The sequence below is a fragment of the Salinibacter pepae genome, assembly GCF_947077775.1.
GTDB classification, from domain to species: Bacteria; Bacteroidota; Rhodothermia; order Rhodothermales; family Salinibacteraceae; genus Salinibacter; species Salinibacter pepae.
Window position 1 is genome coordinate 2,209,800 of record NZ_CAMTTE010000001.1, and the last position, 19,124, is coordinate 2,228,923.

The 19,124-nt window shown below is 60.2% G+C and carries 12 protein-coding genes; 9 read left to right on the forward strand and 3 right to left on the reverse strand.

Features of this window, described 5'->3' with window-relative positions:
- Window positions 1–328 precede the first annotated feature (328 nt).
- The 8 genes from OJA40_RS09275 (at window position 329) to OJA40_RS09310 (ending at window position 10,645) form a co-directional block, all read left to right on the forward strand.
- Window positions 329–1,204: a hypothetical protein gene (locus tag OJA40_RS09275; RefSeq protein ID WP_259110676.1), complete on the forward strand. Its 876-nt coding sequence runs from the start codon at window positions 329–331 to the stop codon at window positions 1,202–1,204.
- 104 nt (window positions 1,205–1,308) lie between these two features.
- Complete coding sequence (locus OJA40_RS09280) at window positions 1,309–3,261, forward strand: ABC transporter ATP-binding protein (protein ID WP_259110674.1); 1,953 nt, start codon at window positions 1,309–1,311, stop codon at window positions 3,259–3,261.
- 96 nt (window positions 3,262–3,357) lie between these two features.
- On the forward strand, window positions 3,358–4,065 hold the full coding sequence (locus OJA40_RS09285; protein ID WP_259110672.1) for a 2OG-Fe(II) oxygenase family protein: 708 nt from the start codon (window positions 3,358–3,360) through the stop codon (window positions 4,063–4,065).
- 191 nt (window positions 4,066–4,256) lie between these two features.
- Window positions 4,257–4,742, forward strand: a complete 486-nt coding sequence (locus OJA40_RS09290; RefSeq protein ID WP_263811020.1) for a lasso peptide biosynthesis B2 protein — start codon at window positions 4,257–4,259, stop codon at window positions 4,740–4,742.
- On the forward strand, window positions 4,739–6,634 hold the full coding sequence (locus tag OJA40_RS09295; RefSeq protein ID WP_263810430.1) for an asparagine synthase-related protein: 1,896 nt from the start codon (window positions 4,739–4,741) through the stop codon (window positions 6,632–6,634). The genes OJA40_RS09290 and OJA40_RS09295 overlap by 4 nt, the downstream gene beginning before the upstream one ends.
- A gap of 473 nt (window positions 6,635–7,107) precedes the next feature.
- Window positions 7,108–8,025, forward strand: coding sequence for a PqqD family peptide modification chaperone (locus tag OJA40_RS09300; protein WP_259110666.1), 918 nt, complete (start codon window positions 7,108–7,110; stop codon window positions 8,023–8,025).
- Window positions 8,009–8,974, forward strand: coding sequence for a hypothetical protein (locus tag OJA40_RS09305; protein WP_259110665.1), 966 nt, complete (start codon window positions 8,009–8,011; stop codon window positions 8,972–8,974). The genes OJA40_RS09300 and OJA40_RS09305 overlap by 17 nt, the downstream gene beginning before the upstream one ends.
- Window positions 8,975–10,396: 1,422 nt before the next feature.
- Complete coding sequence (locus tag OJA40_RS09310; RefSeq protein ID WP_263810432.1) at window positions 10,397–10,645, forward strand: hypothetical protein; 249 nt, start codon at window positions 10,397–10,399, stop codon at window positions 10,643–10,645.
- A gap of 436 nt (window positions 10,646–11,081) precedes the next feature.
- Here OJA40_RS09310 and OJA40_RS09315 read toward each other — a convergent pair whose 3' ends face one another.
- The 3 genes from OJA40_RS09315 to OJA40_RS09325 form a co-directional block, all read right to left on the reverse strand.
- Window positions 11,082–12,710: a PKD domain-containing protein gene (locus tag OJA40_RS09315; RefSeq protein WP_263810433.1), complete on the reverse strand. Its 1,629-nt coding sequence runs from the start codon at window positions 12,708–12,710 to the stop codon at window positions 11,082–11,084.
- A 266-nt stretch (window positions 12,711–12,976) separates the two neighbouring features.
- Window positions 12,977–13,453, reverse strand: a complete 477-nt coding sequence (locus OJA40_RS09320; protein WP_259110659.1) for a lasso peptide biosynthesis B2 protein — start codon at window positions 13,451–13,453, stop codon at window positions 12,977–12,979.
- Window positions 13,454–14,857: 1,404 nt separating this feature from the next.
- Window positions 14,858–16,711: a YfjI family protein gene (locus OJA40_RS09325; RefSeq protein ID WP_259110656.1), complete on the reverse strand. Its 1,854-nt coding sequence runs from the start codon at window positions 16,709–16,711 to the stop codon at window positions 14,858–14,860.
- Window positions 16,712–18,070: 1,359 nt separating this feature from the next.
- Between OJA40_RS09325 and OJA40_RS09330 the strand changes: the two genes are divergently transcribed.
- The gene (locus tag OJA40_RS09330; protein WP_251931656.1) at window positions 18,071–18,541 is read left to right on the forward strand and encodes a hypothetical protein; all 471 of its coding nucleotides are present in this window, start codon (window positions 18,071–18,073) and stop codon (window positions 18,539–18,541) included.
- The last annotated feature ends 583 nt before the right edge of the window (window positions 18,542–19,124 follow it).

The window sequence follows — 19,124 nt, forward strand, 5'->3', positions numbered from 1 at the left end:
CGGTGCTGGGTTTTCTTCTGGAGAGGCTTTTCCCGCTAGTAGAGCCCCACTCTCCTCGTTGCGGAGGGTTCTTACACTACGCACTGAGAGCGTATTAGGGGCCGCTCAGTGATCTTGTGCTCCGTGTCGCGTTCCGGCTGCGCACTTACCTGTCGGGGCGTGACCCCTCGCGACCGAGTACTGAGGAATGCACACCTCGACTTTCCAGGCGGGGTCTTCTTGGGGCGTGTATCTTCGGAATGTCCTTGTACATGTTGTCCCTTGAAACCGATTTTTTAGAATGTTTTATTACACTGCACATGGATTAAAAATACGGTCTTGCCTAAAAATGCCTGGACTAAAGGCCATACAGAAAACGAAAAACACTGACGTGGTGGTTGAGGTTGGGGCGGTAACAGATCCAAAAGAGAAAGAAGACGGAAGACGAACTGTAGTAAACAGGGGAAGCAAAATATTAATCCACTGGAGAGAGTGGGCTACGATTTCCATTCGGAACGGCAAGAGGATCGTGGTCGATCCGGTGGAGGGGGCCGATGATCGCATCATTGAACTGCTGGTTGCGGGCTCGGGGCTAGGGGTGCTTCTTCACCAGCGACAGCGGGTGACGTTGCATGCGAGTGCAGTTGCCATCGGGGACGGAGCAGTGGCATTTGCGGGCGAGAAAGGGATGGGAAAGTCGACGACGGCCACTGCTTTTATGAAAGAGGGATATCCCGTGCTCACCGACGATGTGCTTGCCATCGACACCTCAACGGCATCCCCACAGGTGACTCCTGGAGGCCGACACTTTAAGCTCTGGCCCGACGCGGCGGCGGCCACGCTGGATTCCGACGCTGAGAACCTGTCGGCGCTGTACCCGGGCTATCCCAAGAAGGGCTACGCCGTACCAGACGGCCCCACAGCCTCTTTTCCGCTCAAATGCATCTATCTGCTCGGGTACGAGGACAAAAACGAAGAAGGTCTGCCTAGGGTAGACGTGCCGTCCCCCACGAATGCATACATGCAGGTGACACTGAATTCTTATGCGCTCCGCTTTCTCAAAAAGACGGGCATTGACAAGTGGTATTTCGATTCCGTCGCGGAGATTGTGGGGTCGGTACCAGTACGTATTCTAGTAAGAGAGTATAGTACGAAAAAAATAAAAGATACAATAGAGTTTGTGGAGAAGGACGTGAGGGAAGAGCAGTTTCAGGGGTGCGTGTAGCGCATGAGCGGGCGCCAGAGAAGGCCTGCCACGAGGGTATAGAAACGTGGGTGTAGCAAGCACCTCTGTAGATCATTCTTCTGTGCATGTGAGCGGCCACGCATATGAATGAGGATAGCCCCAAAAGCATTAGGGAGGTGGTCCAGAGCATAGGTCACCTGCTGGCGTACGTCCCGCAGGTCATGAGGCTCATGTGGGACGCGGCCTCTCAGTGGGTGCTTGTCTGGGGGATTCTGCTGGGGCTGCAGGGGCTCCTCCCGGGGGCGAGCGTGTACTTGACGAAGTGGGTTCTGGATGCCGCGTCGCAGGCAATTGGACAAGGCCTGGCCTGGGAAAATGTGCGGTTGATTGCGATTCCTGGCGGCCTCATGGCGCTTGTGCTCCTTTTGCAGCAGGTGACGAAGGCCGTGAATGGCTGGGTTCAGACGGCCCAGTCGGAGCACGTTGAAGACCACATCCAAAAACTCATCCACGACCAGGCTGGCCGTCTCGATCTTGCCTTCTATGAGTCGTCCGATTACTACGACACCCTCAATCAGGCAAGTAGCAAGGCAAGCAGCAAGTCCCTTGAGGTGCTCCAGCAATTGGGCGGATTCCTGCAAAATGGGATCACGCTGGTGACGATTGCGGCGATCCTCGTCCCGTACGGCCTGTGGATTCCGCTGGTGCTTATCTTCAGCACGCTTCCGGCCCTCTACGTGGTGGTGAAGCACAACCGCAAGTACCACAACTGGTGGGAGCGGCGTACGATAGACCAGCGCCGGGCCCGGTACTACGACATGATGCTGACATACGACTTTGCGGCCCAGGAAATTCGTGCGTTTGACCTCGGCGATCATTTTGCCGAGGCGTACAGCGACGTGCGGAAGTGGCTTCGGGGCGAGCGGATTGAGCTGGAAAAAAACAAGGGCCTCGCAACCGTTGGGGCCGGGCTGATGGCCCTGGCCGCGATGGGCACCGTGATGGGCGTCATGGCGTGGCGGGCCATGCGGGGGCTGGCGACCATCGGCGACCTGGGGCTGTTCTACCGATCCTTTCGGGAGGGGCAGGGCCTGATGCGAAACCTGCTCCAGAACGCCGGCAAGCTCTACACGAACGCCATGTTTTTGGAGCACCTGTTCGACTTTCTCGCGTTTGAGCCGACGATCCAGGACCCAGAGGAGCCACGGGACGAAGACCCGGTTCCCCAGGAGACGATCACGTTCGAGGAGGTCTCGTTTCGCTACCCGGAGACCGAAGAATATGTGCTGGAAAACTTCAGCCTCACGCTGCCGGCCCGGAAGGTCACGGCCATCGTTGGGGAAAACGGCGCGGGCAAAACGACGCTGTCGAAGCTCCTGGGGCGCCTCTACGACCCGCAGGAGGGCCGGGTGTTGATCGACGGGGTTGACGTCCGCGAATATCGCACCCAAGACCTGCGCGATCAAATTACGACGCTGTTCCAGAATCCGATGCGGTACCAGGCGACGGTTGCCCAGAACATCATCATGGGGGATGTGCACCGTGAGCAGGGGCGGGAGGCCCTTGAACGGGCGGCCCAGAAGGCACTGATCCACGACACCATTCAGGACCTCCCAAAGGGCTACGACACGCAACTCGGGCACTGGTTTGAGGGCGGTACGGACCTGAGCGGGGGGCAGTGGCAGCGGATTGCGCTGGCCCGAGCCTACTACCGCGACGCGCCGATCGTCATCCTCGACGAGCCGACGAGCGCAATGGACTCGTGGGCGGAAAACAGGTGGCTGCAAAGCTTCGGGCGCCTCGTGGATGAGGGACGCACTGCGTTTATCATCACTCACCGCTTCACGACGGCGATGCATGCGGACATCATTCACGTGATGGACGACGGCGAGATCATCGAGTCGGGCACGCACGAGGAACTGGTCGAACAGGAGGGCCACTACGCTTCGTCCTGGAAGGCACAGATAGAGCATGGATGGCGGGATCCCTCCCAGGTCGACACAAATGAAACGACATCGCTCCCACGGGACGGATTAGAAGAGCCGCCTGCTAAATCGGTTGAGGAAGACATTGCGAGGGGGACAGATCCGTTCTGAGCACGTTCTTCGTCCCACTCTGCTGGGAATTTGGACCGCCAACCGGCGCGAGGGCACGGAGTTTGCGCAGCTTGATCCTCACACACAGCACAAAAAATGCTTACTGGTACTCCTAAAGTCTCTGAATACGTTTTAGAAAGACACCTGCAGGAAGAGGGCAAAAAAAGATACAGAGAGCGTTTCGGTAGGGGGAATATAAAATCCCTCTGTATCGATGACTTTCTGAAGACGGAAGTGGCCCAGGATGTCTACGAGTTCCTCTCCGATGGGGTTGCGTTCGAGCGAATTTACGGTCTGTACGGTGTCGATGAGCCTGTCGACCGCGACGCGTGGGAGCGGGCCGACGATGCGGACCGGATGTATACCTTCTCTCGGGAAGACGGTATGCGGGACGGGACTTCTGGCTTTCGCCCCATCAAGTACCGACGAGTGAGAGATCTAATTGGCGGTGAGGCCTTCATTGAGTACTTGGAGGAGCTTACGGGCACTGCGCTCACGGACCTCCAATCTCTCGCAGCGAGCGCATATGGGGTGGGCGACTACCTGAGACCACACACCGATCAAGGAGGAGAACGCAAGATTGCGTATATCATCTACCTGAACCCAGAGTGGCGTGAAGAATGGGGAGGCGCACTCCACCTAGTGGATGCGGAGTCAAACAAAACGGAGTATGGCTTTCGCCATAACCGGTTGGTGCTCTTCGATGTCCACGACCACAAACACCACTACATTGAAGAGATCAGTGAAGAGGCTGGAGAGCAGCTCCGTTATACCCTTGGGGGATGGGTGAATGGATCTGAATAAGAGTCACTTGGGGGGCCATAGACTGTGACTTTGCCCGCTGCGCCTCGGACTGATTTCTGTTTCGACCGGCTTTCGAGAAAGGGCCGACTCAGGAAAGTGCCGACTCAGGAAAGTGCCAACTCGGGACGGGTTCTTCGTGAATGCATTGTCCTTCGATCCGCATGCGCCCGCCACACCGTCTGCTCCAAACCATGTGGCAGCACCCCTGGCGAAACTGGGGGCTGCTACTGTACACGGTAATGCTTACCGTGTGCGTCCGGGCTTGCCTCTCCTTGTACTCCTTGAACCGGGTCATCTGGGCACTCCGGCGGGTGGCGGCCGAGCTTCCACAGCGCCTCCCCGCAACGCGGCGGTACCGCCTGCGTGCTGCCTGGGCCGCCCGTGCCGTCGGGCGGCGCTTCCTCCCCGAACGGCCTTGTCTCACGCAGGCCCTCGTCCTGCAGTACCTCTTGCTCCGCCGTGGCGACGACGAGGCTGAGTTGCACATTGGGGTCGCGAAGAACGAGGGTGGCCTCCAGGCCCATGCCTGGGTGGAGCGCAACGGACAGGTGCTCATCGGCGGGGCCGACTCCCCCCAGGAGTATGAGCGCTTCGGCGACCTCGCCCGCAAGGTGCGTTCGACCACGCCTGCCGACCGCCCTGACTCAACTCCGGTATCCGGCTCGTCTTGCCCATGAGCGGCCTCTGCGGGTGCATCCACTGGACCAATCGGCCCAGGCACGCCCAAGCAGCGGCCCAGATGGCCGATGCCGCCGCGTACCGTGGGCCCGACGGCATCGAGGCCTGGTCGGGAGCGCGGGCCAGCCTGACCCATCTCGCGCTCAACGTCACGGCGGCCGACGAACGCGAATCCCAGCCCATCGTTGAGAATGGCCTCATCCTCGTGGCGGACGCCCGGATCGACGACCGCTCGACCCTGCAGTCCAACGTGCGACGTCAGCTTCGCACGGCCTCCCCTACGGACGCCGACCTAATTCTCGCCGCCTACCACCGGTGGGGCACCGACTGCCCTGCGCACCTGATCGGCGACTTTGCGTTCGCCCTCTGGGACCCTGAAGAGCGCCGCCTGTTCGCGGCACGCGACCCGATGGGGATGCGGCCGCTCCACTATCGCATTGAAAACGACCGCCTGCTTTTCGGGAGCGACGTGAAGCAGCTTCTCGCGGCGCCGGAGGTTCCGGCTCGCATCTCAGAGCCAATGGTGGCCGCGTATCTCCAAAATCGGCTCGAGCCGCTCGACTGGACCTTCTATGAAGACATCTTTCAGCTAAAGCCGGCCCATGCCCTGCTCGCACGGCCCGGCGGCTCGCCCGAAACGTGGCGGTACTGGGACGTGGACCCGGACAAGCGCATCCGGTACGACGATGAGCGCGATTACGTCGAGCACTTCCGCGAGGTGTTTGCAAAGGCCGTACGCGCTCGGCTCCGAAGTGCCCAGCCGGTGGGCCTGTTTCTGAGCGGCGGGGTGGACTCGGGTAGCATCGCGTCCATGGCGGGCCACCTCAAGGAGACGGAGGGCATCGGCTGCCCAACGTTACAGACGTACTCATGGGCCTTTAAGACCCTCACGCAGTGCGATGAGCGTGAGGTGAGCACTCAGATCACCGACCGCTACAACCTTCCGTCCACGCCCATCGATGCAGAGTCGGTCCGCCTGATCGGTCCGCCTCACGGAGTGCCGGATCGGGACTCCCCGTTTATGTCGCACTACCAGGCCCTCCTTGCCGAAGGACTGCGGCGTGCCCGAGAGCACGGGGTGCGCTGCATGCTGAGTGGGCAAAATGGGGACCTGATGGTTGGCTCTTGGATTTTCGACAACATCACGCTCCTTCGCAAGGGTAGACTAAAAACCCTCCGGGAGGAACTGCAGGCACAGCACGAGACCCTCGGGCTGTCGTTCAAAGATTTGATTTGGCGCACCCTGTACCGCCCGATCCGGGCACACATCTGGCCGGAGGATATGCTTCCCCGCCTCCGCGAACCGCTATGGCGGTTGTGGCGCACGGTGCGCCCGGCTCAATCTTCCGCACCGCCGCCCCCTTGGATGAGTGAAAACCTGCGAGACGCAGTGGGCCTTTCGCCTGATCGTAAAGAAATACCATCAGGGCTGCGCCAGTTTGCCCGGCGACGGCGGTACGAGACGATCCACTCTCCCCTTCAGCGACGCATCGGCGCCTGGTCCGAGCGGCTGTTCGCCCATCACCACATGACCTACGCGGATCCATGGGCGGATCGGCGGCTTATTGAGTACGTAATGGCCGTCCCTCAGCATCAGATTTTTCAGCGCGGGCAGAACAAGAGTATCGCCCGTCGGGCTATGCGCGGCATCACGCCGGATGCGGCCCGAAACAATTTACAAAAGGTAAGTCTCAAACCCCTATACGAGCATGCGCTAAAGGATGAGTCTCCTGAACAGGTTCACAAGTACATTCTTCAAAACAATCAGTACCTAAACTCAGAGCCGCTCACAGCCTACTACAAGGGTCGCTTGAGGGACCAGAAAGAAGAAAGCTTTCGGTTTTGGCTCGCCCTTTGCCTAAACATGTGGGTGCAGCAGTACAACCTATAAACTATCACAGATCGAAAGGTTATGACAGACCAAAAAGCCAATTCAGACTACCAGTCTCCCTCTGTCGAGCGGTGGGGAACCGTTTTGGACCTGACTTCTGCGGGAGATGTGGGAGGGTCTGGGGACACATTTCAAGATAATTCAGCGTCCATTAACTGTCCGCCAGCATCCGACAACGGAAACGGGAACGGCAACGGATGTGGAGGATGACGAAAGATCATGCGTCGTCGATAGGTGCACACATTTTGTTAAGCGGTCCGATTAACTCGGGAAGCCGCTGTCCGGCACGCGACGTGTTGAGGCACCTTGCAGATCAAGCAGTTTTGGAATTCGATGCGTTGGGCACAGTCCTCGTGGTGCGCCCTACCCCCGACCCTACCCTCGCGGCACTAGGAAATCTGGATGGGGAGCAGGCTGCCGTTCTTGAGCGCCTGAGCAGGCGCATCCGGGCCTTGCTCAAACGGGCTCGACATGTGAGCTACGATCAGGTTGAGCGCGACTGTGAGATCCTTGCCGAACGCCTCTCTGACCGTCTCCAGAACGGAACGCTCGAAGATGCTGATTTTGTTGGGATTCCCCGTGGAGGCCTGGTTGCTCTCGGAATGCTGAGCTATGCGCTCGACCTTCCTCACGCCCGGCTCGAACCTCCCACTTCTGGGGAAGGACCGCTCGTGGTTGTCGACGACTGCGCGCTCACAGGCTCTCGGTTTCGTCGGTTTCTCCGGCAGCATCCCGACCGAGAGGTTATCTTTGCCCCCCTGTACGCCCACCCGGAGCTCTGCGCAACGATCGAGCGGGAAGAACCGCGGGTAACGGCCTGTGTGAATGCTCGAGACTTGCACGACTACGCCCCCGAAGAGCTGGGCGAAGATCATTCGGAATGGCAGGCCCAGTGGCACCAACGCCACTCCGACGAGCGTTACTGGATTGGGCGCACTGAGCATCTCTGCCTTCCCTGGGGCGAAGCGGATACCGCTACGTGGAACCCGAAGCGCAAACAGGTGGAGCAAGGACTAAGCGTCGTGCCTCCTGAGCATCGCTTAAAAACCCGGTCTGGAGTAGACTCTTCTCATCGAGAGTCCTCCGCTTCCGTTCAGGTTCAACCGGACCCCGCTGGGCCCATCCGGCCAAGTCCACCTGTTCTTTTCGGCCAAGTCGGCAACCACACAATCGTTGCCAATCCAGAGGCCGACGTCTGCATCGAACTCGGCGGCACGGCTGCTGCCATGTGGCACGCGCTCGTTGAGCACGGCACCATCGGCGATACGATGGGCGCTCTCCACCAGGCATACTCCGTCGGCGAAACGACCCTGCGCGCCGACCTCGTCGACTTTGCCAAACAGCTCGCGGTGCACGACTTGCTGCACGTCCCCGATGGCTCTTTCCCCTAACGCCCCCTCCACTCTCTCCCGGGTTGGCGTCTACGGGGTTACGGTGGCAACGGATCTAGATCTTATTCCGAGCCTTCCGCCCCGGTCCGATACCCCCGACCTTCATGTGGTGGCGGTGAGTGAACCCATCGAGTTTGCGGACCAGGACCTCTTCTACTCGAGCCCGACACGAGATCCTGATTCTGTTCCCGCGATCCGTCTGTATCGCGTCGAAGACCGCTTTGTCGCCCGATTCGTCGGCGCGGCGACGTTTTCCATCGGGTCGGAGCGCATCGAATACCTCCTGCACGACGACACGTACGCGTACGCCCTGGAGCTGTGGCTGCTTGGCACCGTGCTCGCGTTTTGGCTGGAGTGGCGGGGCGTGCCGGCCCTCCACGCCTCGGCGGTTGCCCTTGGCGACGGTGCAGTTGGTTTTCTCGCCTCCAAACAGGGGGGGAAGACCACCCTCGCCATGTCGCTCCTGCAACAAGGGCACCCGCTCCTCACCGATGACCTGCTTCCCCTTGGCGTAGAGGGCGACGCGATTCGCGGGCAGCCTGGATATCCGCAGATGCGTATGTGGCCCGCACATGCCCGTCACTTCGTCGAAAATCCCGACGCCCTGCGCCGGGCCCATCCGTACACTTACAAGCGCCGCGTGCCCATCGGAACCGACGGACTCGGCACCTTCTGTGATGATGTCCGCCCGCTGCAGGCCCTTTATCTTCCCGAGCGCACCGACAAGACCTCAATTCAGATCCAGCCGGTCGCCCCAACCGAAGCCCTGAAGGCCGCGCTTCGCCACTCATTCCTCCCCCGGCTCGTTGAGGCGGCCAGCTGGCAGGCCCGTCGGTTGAACGTGCTGTCCCAGCTCGTGGAGCAGATCCCCGTGTGGCAGCTTACGTACCCGGAGGGAATAGAGCACCTTCCTCGCGTCGCGGACGCCATTCTCGACGCTGAAGCGTGAGAGCAGGTGCCCCTCGTCGCAGTCTCCTTTTGGTCTGCCTTTCGTGCCTGTATTTCTTGGAAACGAGGGGTTGACTTCCCCCTCGATGAACCGAGGAAATTATTGCTTGCGAAACAGTGAGCTGGAAATCGCAGGCTCATCCATTGTTCTTTTCACATTGAACGCGTGCTGACGTGAGCAGCACGACTGCCCTACGGGCCTAAGCGGTACGCAATAGGACGTGCCGTGGAGAATCCGGCCCAGGAATGGGGAGACGGGGCTAGTAGCAAGCCCTAAGGTGCTCCCCTTGGCGATGGCCAAACAAGGTCATTTTCAAAGAACCGCCTCAGTTCCATCGGGAAAAAGCACCCCGGACTGAAGCTACTTCAGAGATTGAATCTTTTGGCGGAGTTAAGTCCCGTGAGAGGCAAATTGCCACTGTTATCATGCAGAAACTCTACATGTCTCCTGCCGGGAAGCCAAAAGAGGTCTGCGCGATCACTGAAGGGTTCCTGTTTTACCCAACAGATAGTTTTCCAGTGAGACGGAGACATAGAGCCTGAACCACGCTTTAAGGCTCTAATCGCGATAGCCCGGTTGTTCTGCCGGGTACAAGGGACAAGGAATAGGCGGGACCTACGTTTGGCGAATGTGAATGAACCTGCGAAATCCAGGATACACTTAGCAGGATGTTAAGGTACCTAGATCTACCGATGCCTGCTGGGTGTCGGCGGAGTCCATGTAGTAGCCTTGGAGCAGCCCGAAATGGCTGACACTGGCGAAGATGGATAACGAAGACTCAAATACAAAGTACAGAAGATGACCGACGAAGTCCCAGACACAGTGATTGGAAGTCACGGCAGGAGGGACCGGATAAGTATCCGGGAATTGGTAGGGGATTCTTGCACCCCGAAATTGGAAGCCTGCCCCAGATGGGAAGGGGCTGAAGTAAGCGTTCCTGAATGGGAATGTGGTAGGTCATTGCGGAAACGTGAGGCCGATGTGCCTCAATAGAGACTTCGTAGAGAGCCGAGGTACGCCGAAAGGTGTACGCCCGGTTCGGGAAGAAGAGGTTGGAGACGGCCTTTAAGGTATCTGAAGAGATTAAACGCACCAACCTCTTACTTTCACGGCTCGATTGCCTGTACTCAGAATTGCTCCATCAGCAGAACGACACGTGCGGCGTTTCGGCGGAGAGGACTCACGTCGCACTCGACTTCCCGCCGTGAAGGAGCTGGAGGTTAACAGGTTCAGGTCCCACCATGAGCGGCAGTTCGGTAAAGCCGGAGGGGGCTGTTCCTTCGCTCATGTCCAATGCTTTGAGCCCATGGTCTACTTGAGTCTCCGATCGAAAGTAAACCCGAAGTTTGGTGAACCGTGTCACCATTGCATAATCAAAATGAACCGCTTTCGAAAAGCACGCCACCAGCAACCACCGGTCCGATGGCTTCAATTACGCTGAAAGGCCTTCCCGGCTCTCTCAAAGAGAAAATTGAAGAGATGGCTGACCGAGAGCGGCGCAGCCTCAATCAACAGGCGATTTATCTTCTCGAGCGCGCGGTACGGGAGGAGGTGGAAAGCTTCGGCCGAACGTACCGCCGCTTCCGAGAGAACCGCGGGCCCTCACCGCTTAAGGAAGAAGACCTGGAGGGGCTGCGCAGCGAAGAGGGTAGTCGGGAAGTTGATCTGTGATTTGCTTTGGGACAAGATGTCCTCTGCAGGGAGCTTTGCTGTACTGATGATCCGCTACCTTCTGGATACCAACATTGCTGGATACTAACGTTTTAAGTGAGCCAACGGGGCCCGACCCGTTAGAGGAAGTGCTGACCCGCCCACGGAGGCGAGGCGGGGAGGTGGCCTTGCCATCTGTGGCCCGGCACGAACTGACCTACGGCGCTGAACGAATGGATGATACGGTGGTAGATGGATGATAGGCGTCGATGCTCCTATCTGGCAGGTTGCATTCATGAAGTGGCGGCCCCCCATGCCGCTAGTGCTACCGTATGACACAACGGCCGCTCAGTGGCACGGTTAGGGAAAGTTAGGCGCGGGCACAGGGGCCACTGCCCGATGAAGGATTGGGAGGGCGAAGCGCCGAGACGGCTCCGGGCGCCCCTCCGGCGAGCGGCTACAGGTCGCCGTTGCGCTGCGGAATGGAGTCGGTGCGGCGGTTCTGTTCGTCGGCGCCCTTCTTGCCCCCCAGGTCGCCGACGGCCCCTTCTCCGCTCGTTGTAATGCGGCCGGGCGCGATGCCGTTGTCTTCGTAGAACTCCGCTACCGCCCGGGCGCGGTCCCGAGAGAGCGGCAGGGGCGTTGGTTCGTCCGGAGCCGCAAAGCCCTCCACGCGGACCGACAGGTTCGGGCAGTTGCGGAGCACCTCCGCGTTCTCTCGGAGCTTCTGCCGGGCCGTCGAGTCAAGTGAGCTTGCTCGCCGGGCAAAGTACACTGAGTTGAACTCCTGCACCGTCGTGCAGACGGCCGGGAGCGCACGTTCCACCGGCAGGGTAAGCGAGTCGGTGGCCGTCCCGTCCTCGTTGGACGCGACGAGGCGGACGGTGTACTCCCCAGGGGCGTCGTAGGTGTGGGTGGGAGCGGGTCCCACGCCCGAGCGCCTGTCGCCGAAGTCCCACTTCAGGGTAAGGGGCCCGGCGCCCTCCACTGTGCTCTCAAACTGAACCGGCTCGCCCGGCGAGGCCGGGTCGGGCGTGGCGCCGAGGGACACGATGCGGGGCGGGCGTGGGGGCGGGACCACGCTCACCGTCAGGGAGTCGCGGGCCACGCCGGCCTCGTTGCGGGCAGTGAAGGCGACGGTGTAGGTGCCGGGCTCGTTGTAGACATGCGACGGCGTGAGCCCGGTGGCCGTCCGCCTGTCTCCGAACTCCCACTCGTAGGACAGTGGGCGCGTGGTCTCTTCCTCGTTCACGCGGGCGGCGAAGGCAGCCGACTCGCCGGCGGTCAATTCGGCAGGGCCGCTCAGTTCTAAGATTTGGGGCGGCACCGCGGGTCGGCTGAAGGTGTACCTCAGCCCGACGGCGGGCAGGGCGCTGAGGGCGTCGGCACGGGTTGCACTGCTGATGCCGTCAACGGCGTCGTCCGGGAACGTAAAGTTGAGGCGGCCCTCCAGAAAAAGCGACATGCGGTCGCTCACGGAGGCGTCCACCCCGATCCCAACCAGATGTCCGACTCCTGGTGAGAAGCCCCCTAGTGACACGTTGAGTCCCGCGTCGACGTAGGGACTGAACGTCCACACGGAGGCCCCCACCATGTACCGGGCCAGCAGCTGTACTGTGTGTCGCGACTGGCCGAGGTCGCCGCCCTGACCCGGCGCGCTCGGGGTGGTGGTAAAGGGAATGCCGTTGGCGAAGGGGTATTGCCCAAACTGGTAGCCCAGCCCGAGGCCGAACCCGGGCGAGAACTGGTAGCCCAGCTCTCCGACGAGCACGTACGGAAAGCTCCCTCGGTCGGTAAACTTACGGGTATCAAAAAACTCCCTCAGTTCAGTCGTTTGATCGATGGACAATGTCCCGTCGTTGCCGCCCGCGTAGTCGGACAGCCCCCCACCAAGCTTGATGTAGAACGTATCGCTGGCGCGCTTGCTCTGGGCCTGGTCGGGACTTTGGGCCTGGGCCGGCGGAGAGAAGGCGAGGCCGAACAGCACGGCGGTGAGCAGGAGGCCGTAGAAGCCCTTCCACGAGCCGTCGGGACGACCGGAAGGCAGAGGCGCCTGCACGGTGGGTGAGGACGTAGGAAACGACATGAACGACTGGGGGAGATGAGCGTCGTCCGATGAGCGTGTGTCCCGCGTGGGACGCGATGTCATCGGGGGCGATCCGAGGCCAAGAGAGAGCCGTTTAAATGGCAGAGGCTATAGCAATCAGGTAACACTAACGTTCCATTCGCTCTTCCTCTTGAGCCTCTGGATGAGTTGGGAGAAGAGAGTGAGAAAATGCTAGCGGCAGTGATCTCCAGCAGAGAGCCCCAGTCTGGAAATGAAGCGGGAATAATTGCTGCCCGCAAGGCGCATCAAGATGCCCGAGTGGGCGTGTTTTCGGCCTCAAGCTTTGCCCCGAGGTCCTCAAACCGCTCGTACGTGTCGGGGGCGCCCGTGCCTCCAATCAGCACCTGCCCCCTGTGCTCGACCCAGGCATGCGCCTGGAGGTCTGTGGCCTCGTCCTTCCTCACCCCGATGTGCAGTTCGGCCGCGTCGTCCCCGCGGCGGAGCAAGAGATACTGCAGGACGAGGGCCTGCGTGAGGCAGGGCCGCTCAGGAAGGAGGCGCCGGCCCACCGCATGGGCGGCCCAGGCGGCGCGTAGGCGGTAGCGGGGCGTTGCCGCCGACCGTTGGGGAAGCCCTGTCGCCACGCGCCGTAGGACTCGGGTCATGCGGCTCAGGGAGGTGGCCGAAAGCCCGCCCCGGATGCACGCAGTGAGCGCAGCCGCGTGCAGGAGCAGCCCCCAGTTCTGCCAGGGGTGGCGCCACAGTTTCCGAAATGTGCGCACGAAAGCCCTCAAGACGTTCAGGGGGTTACTTGACAGGAGATCACTTGGCAGGAGGGTACCTGATCAGGTACTTGACCCAAAATGTGAAGAAGTCCAGAGGAGCTGTAGGGAAGTTTAGAGTATTGAGGATGCATGAGGGAGACGGAAACCCTCCGGCTCTGATCGGAAGAGAAGTCAACGCTGCCAAAGATTGGTCTCTGGCAAGTGGACTGTCGAATGTGGATAGTTGGATACCAAACGTGATTCCTTCGGTAGTTGCTCCGACGGAAAAGTCCTTATCTAAAACGACCAGAATCTGGTTCAGTCTGGCGGTTGCCTAAATCCGCGTCTCAAAGAAACGAAAAGCGATGTTCTTTCACGGCACGAACTGCCTTTGCGGGCACAGTCAAAGCCAGCGAGCAGTTTGAAAATTCTCTTCGGAACTGGCTTTGATGCTCGGCTTGTCCCGCGAATCTCCTTCGGCAAGAGTAGTGGCTCCATCTCTTGACTTCTCTTCTGGCCAATCGACTCCTCTGTCAAATCAAGGGAGCGTTCTTCCCGAGTTTAGCTGAAAAGATCAGTCAATCAGTTCAAACAATATATTTGGTTTTGGTAAGTAGAGTATACGCAAGCAAAAAATACTCATTAATGTATATATGAAAAAACTTTTAGATAAAGAAAGCTTTCTTTTCTCCCCGGTGGGTTCGCTTAATCCATAACTATTATGTACGTCAAGAAGGAATTCTTGCATCGATCGAAACGTGCCCGAGCGCGGGCGCTCACCCGCCCGCGGGGAATCCGCGAAAGATGCCGTGTTCGCTTGCAGCATTGAGGAGAGCCTGAGAATTGAGGAGAGCAAGGGCATCAGAGATGCATAGAGGAGATGCGTAGAGGCAGAGAGCGAGGTGCAGCATTAAAGCGGCGAGCCAAGGGCATGAACGAGCAGTGTTCGTTGCAGGCTCGCCTTCAAGGCTTAAATGCTGATTGGCGCTTCAAACCTGATGTTGACCTCCCCTCGCAAGAGAGCACTGTCCCTTAAAAAGAGCACTGTCCCTTGAAAGAGGTCACTGTCTCTTGCAGGAGGGCACTGTCCCTTACAGGAGGGCATTGTCCCGGAGCGTCCGGGAGCCCCGAGAACGCCCGGGTGAGAGGCGCAAATCCTGAGTCCCTCCAGACCAGTGCGGCAATTTGGTTCTGTGACGGCAATTTGGTTCAAAAAATTAATTTGGTTCAAAAACTTGGGGGCTCGGGCCGATGAACTGAGCCAGTAAAAACGCCCTGCACCTCTGAAAGACAATGCGGCAGTGAGGCTGTAGCATGTCCAGCGGGCCTCAGTGGGTACTCCTCAGCGGGTGCTCCTCAATGGGTGCTCCTCAGCGGGGGCTCCTCAGTGCACCCGCAAGGACTTGCGCGTGCCCCCGGCGCTCATGGCGCCCGCCCACCAGCGAGCGCAGGAATGCCATCAATGACAGAAATGACACTCTCCGCACCGGGCAGTCCCTCCGTTCTGGGGGAATCCTTCCGCTCCGGGCGCCGCTTAGCCCACATCCCGCGCTTCGGTTTCCGCAGTAGGCCGGCCTTCCGCCAAGACTTGAGCCACCGCTGTACGCCCCGCTTGCTCGCGCCGAAACCGGAGGCTAAATCCTTCGCCTCCGCTGTCGAGAACGGATCTTCGGGGAGCGCCTCCAGATACTCCCGCTGCCGCTCGGTGAGGTCCCGTTTCCTCTCGTTAAGTTTCGCCTGAGATCTGGCCTTTTCCTGAAGCGCCTTTTCCTGAAGGCATGTGTCCTGTGGGCCGTCGTCTCCTTGAAGGCGAGCCCCGACCTCGATGGCATGGAGAAGGTATGTCAGAGACAGGCGAATACCCGCCTCCATGTCTTCAGCCCCCAGCTCAATGGACTGGGTTGAGGCCGGTGGAACCCCGCTCTCCGCAAGCCGAACGCCCCGGAGGACTACGGCGATTTTCACCGCCTGAAGCCCCGCCCGAGTGAGGGAGGCCTGCATGGAGCGGGGCACGCTCTCGTCTTCACGCCACTTCTTGGTGAGGGAGCGGAACGCCCGGGTATGCGCTTCCTGCAGGGCACCTGGTACGCTCACCCAAAGCGGCGTCTCCCTCGCGCCGAGCTGGCGACGTGCCTCCCGAAATTTTTGCCCGGCGCCCCGGAGGCTCTCTTCCAGGCTTCCTCTTCTTTCTCCAGACTGTAGATCTTCAGACTGTGGGCCCTCAGACTGTGGACCCTCAGACTGTGTACTTTCAGACTGCGGGCTCCGGAACTGCGGGCTCCGGAACTGCGGGCTCCACTCAAACTCCCGGTCAAACCGGTAGAAGAGAAACCGGCTGAAGAGCCCATTTCCCGTGCCGGGCGTGCTGCCACTGCCGGACATGAATCCGCCAAGCGCGGCCGGCGTGCCGGCCAGTGCGATGGAGGGAGCCGGGTGGGGAATGGTCACCGCGCCCTTCGAGGACCGGCTCATCCTGATGGCCTCGTTCTGAAGCCCCTTCAAGAGCACGTCGGTGAACGATCCCCAGGAGCTTCCGAGGGCCCGGCTGAGCGCCTGGAATTCCGTTTCGAAGATGACCCCATGCGGAATCTCCTCAAGCCGCCGCTTGAGGGCAGCGGCGCTGCTGTCCGCGGCGAGGAAGAGTTGCCGTCTGCCAGCCCGAACGCCGGGCCGTTCCCGACCAGGAGGCTCTTCTTCAGGTCCTTCTTGACCAGTGGACGACCCCTGCGGAGAGGCCCTGCCTTCTGGATAGGCCCCGCTCTCCAAGGAGGCCCCGCTTTTCGGGGAGGTCCTGCTTTCTGGGGAAGTCCCGCCACTGGACGTACTGTTGGACGGCCGGCCGTACTTGCGGGCGTGGCGGAGCGCGCTCTTTCCGGATGCCGGCGGGGCGACCACTGCACTGTAGAGATTGGGGCTTACCCCGGTCCCTCCGTAGCGGAACCGGACGTTTGGTAGTGCGCCGGCCCACACCGGAAGCGCGCCGGTGAGGAAGACGTCCCGTTTCCTGAGGTCGCCACGCTGGCCAATACGGAAGGCCGGCTCTGCGAGAAGCTCAGGCAGAAGCTCCAGGATGCGGCGGGAGAGGTATCCCTGGCGGAGACTCTCAAGTTCTCCGGAGCTGCTAGCGTCTCCGGAGCTGTCAGTCCCCCCGAAGCTACTGCTGTCCTCATCATAATCGGCGGCTGACTCAAGGGCTGGGGGCGGAATGAAGGTGTCCGGTGGGCCCTGAGGTTGCGAGGTGTCAGAGAAAAATGGGTTCTCGGAAGAGGTCGTCATAGGTAAACTCGGCTGCTTGAAAAAGACGAACGGGTTGGCGGTCTTGCCATCTGGATGGACCGGCAATCCGGGTGGATTGGCGTTCCGAGTGGCGCATATTCGCTACCTACACCCAAGATCGGAGATGGCAAAGACATCGTTGTTGACCCCCGTTTTTGCTTTTCGGTTACCGATCGCTCAGGCGCCAGCTGAATGTTTCTGCGGGCGGGTGCCGCCTGCACCTCTCATCGAAACTGGCGTGCCGACCGGCGTCCCGCAGTCCTGTACCTGCCGAGAGGCGGTCTTCAAGGATGTCAGATTCGGAAAGGATATCAGATTTGGACAAGTTCTCCCAAGCACCTAAGCGAGAATAAACCCAAGCGAGAACAAGGCGCCCGACAGTCGAAACTCGCGCCATCGGCAAGGACGTGTAGGCAGGAAGGAGGCGGGGCAGAGCCGCCGCTGAAGGTAGGGACGGGGTATCAGGCGCCGCAAAAAATGAATAATAGACAAATACGCGCACGCGCCTTGAAGAGAGTGCTTTTCGCTCTTCCTAGCGAATACCATGGCCTGAGGGTTGAGGAAGCGTGGTGTCCTCTCAAGCCCTCTGAGCTCCGCCTGAGGAGGGGCGTGTGACAAATTTTGCACCTCCCGATAGAAAATACGATTGTTCCGAAGGGCAAATTCGTCCCATCCGCTCCGCTCCCCACTTAAGCTCGTCTCTGACCGGTACGACTGGCCGCCGACACCGGCTCCATTCGGTATAGGCTCCGTGGGATGGTTTCCATGACACGGTCTCCATTCTGCGCGAGCCACGACTGATCCGGCCCAAGCCTGCGTGCCCCGAGCCTGTCCATCACCCCAAGCACCACCATGGTCGGATTGCCTCAGTCGGATTGCCTTGGCCAAACTGCGATGCCGTCCTCACGCCTGATGCTACCGCTGCCACTGTGAATCCTGCCGAAATGCAATTATCAGGAGGGCCCTCCCACCATATCGGTGACAGGAGGCCCCGTGCTCCGGGCAGCTCGGCGCACCTCGGTGCCTCTTGACTCGATACTACCAGTCAATGGACCCATGTTTAGACCAATGAACACCCCAACCGAAAATGACGAAAGCTCTACTCCCCCAAACGGCGGTGGCCCAAATGGTAGCTCGAATAAGAGTGACTTGGAGAAAGAAAATGATTCGGGAAAGGAACGGAGCCCGAGAGAAGAAGGCGCGGGCCCGGGCGCTAAGGAAGTCGCTTCGGGAGCTGGGGGCCTTGCGGCAGAGCGCGAGGTTACCTCAAGAGAGTGGCGCCGCCTGCGCGCTCCTTTCTCCCGAGAAGCTTATGTCGTGGGCAGTCGGGCGACCGGCCGGACCGCGGCGAACCTTCCGTTGGGGGCATACTCCGAGGAATCACAGCCCAACGAATCCCAATCTGGAAGTGGCGGCGGGAGCCCCAACGAGACCCGGAATCAGGCGGTCGTCGACCTATGGCTCCGGGCAGAGGCAATCCGCGACCGGCTCGACCTAGTCCTAGGGCCCGGGCGCTACGGCTACCGCCTGGAGGCGGGGCCGGAGGCAGGCGGTACCTTTTCGATGCGCTGCCATCTCCGGATCGGGCCCGGGCGGCGAACTGGCATCGGAACTGGCCGGAGCCTCCAGCAGGCCGGAAAGGTCGCGCTAGCAAGTGCGGCGGAGGCCTTCGGAATGGGTGCCTCCGGGAAGATCGCCGGGCCGCTCGTGGCCGACAGTGAGAGTTGGCACCAGCTGCCCGGCCCGGTGCTCGAGCGGCTCGAGCGCCGAGAAGAGCTGTCCTCGTGGGCGCCGGGCTCTTCTGGGTCTGAAGACAAAGGACAGGCTTGAAGGCCACAGGCCACGAAGATCACGGGCTAGAACGCCCCGCAGGCCAGAAAGCCACACAGGCCAGAAAGCCTGTAGGCTAGGAGGCCTGAAGCACTGGAGGCGGGCTAGCAAGGGAGAGCCGCAGGCGGGGGCGGCTCTTTTTTTGTCAAAGGCTCTTCTTGTCAGGAATTCTTTTTGTCAGGGGCTCTTTTCGCCGTAGTTCGTCGTTCGCTGCAGTTCGTTGAGGGTTCCGTGCCGCCGGTCACTTCCTTTATCATCGATCCACGACTGGCAACTGAGGAAAAGAGCCCTCAGCCGAAAACAGGCGGCAGCGGCCCGCCCACCAAACAGTGAAATTTTCTGTTTGAGCTGTACTCCGTTTGGTCCACGGCTGTGCCCCGTTTGGTCCACCAGCCTAGCCTGTGCGGCGATCCAAGAGAACCATGAATGTAGAGAGCGGGAGCTCCTCGGGAAATCGCCAAAAAGACATCGCCAAAAAACGGTCACAGCGCCGGTGGCGCCAGCAGCAGGACTGTAAAGAAAGCAGGGCACACGCGGCATCTTGGTCGCGGGCGATACTTATCTTGGTCGCGGGCGATACTCT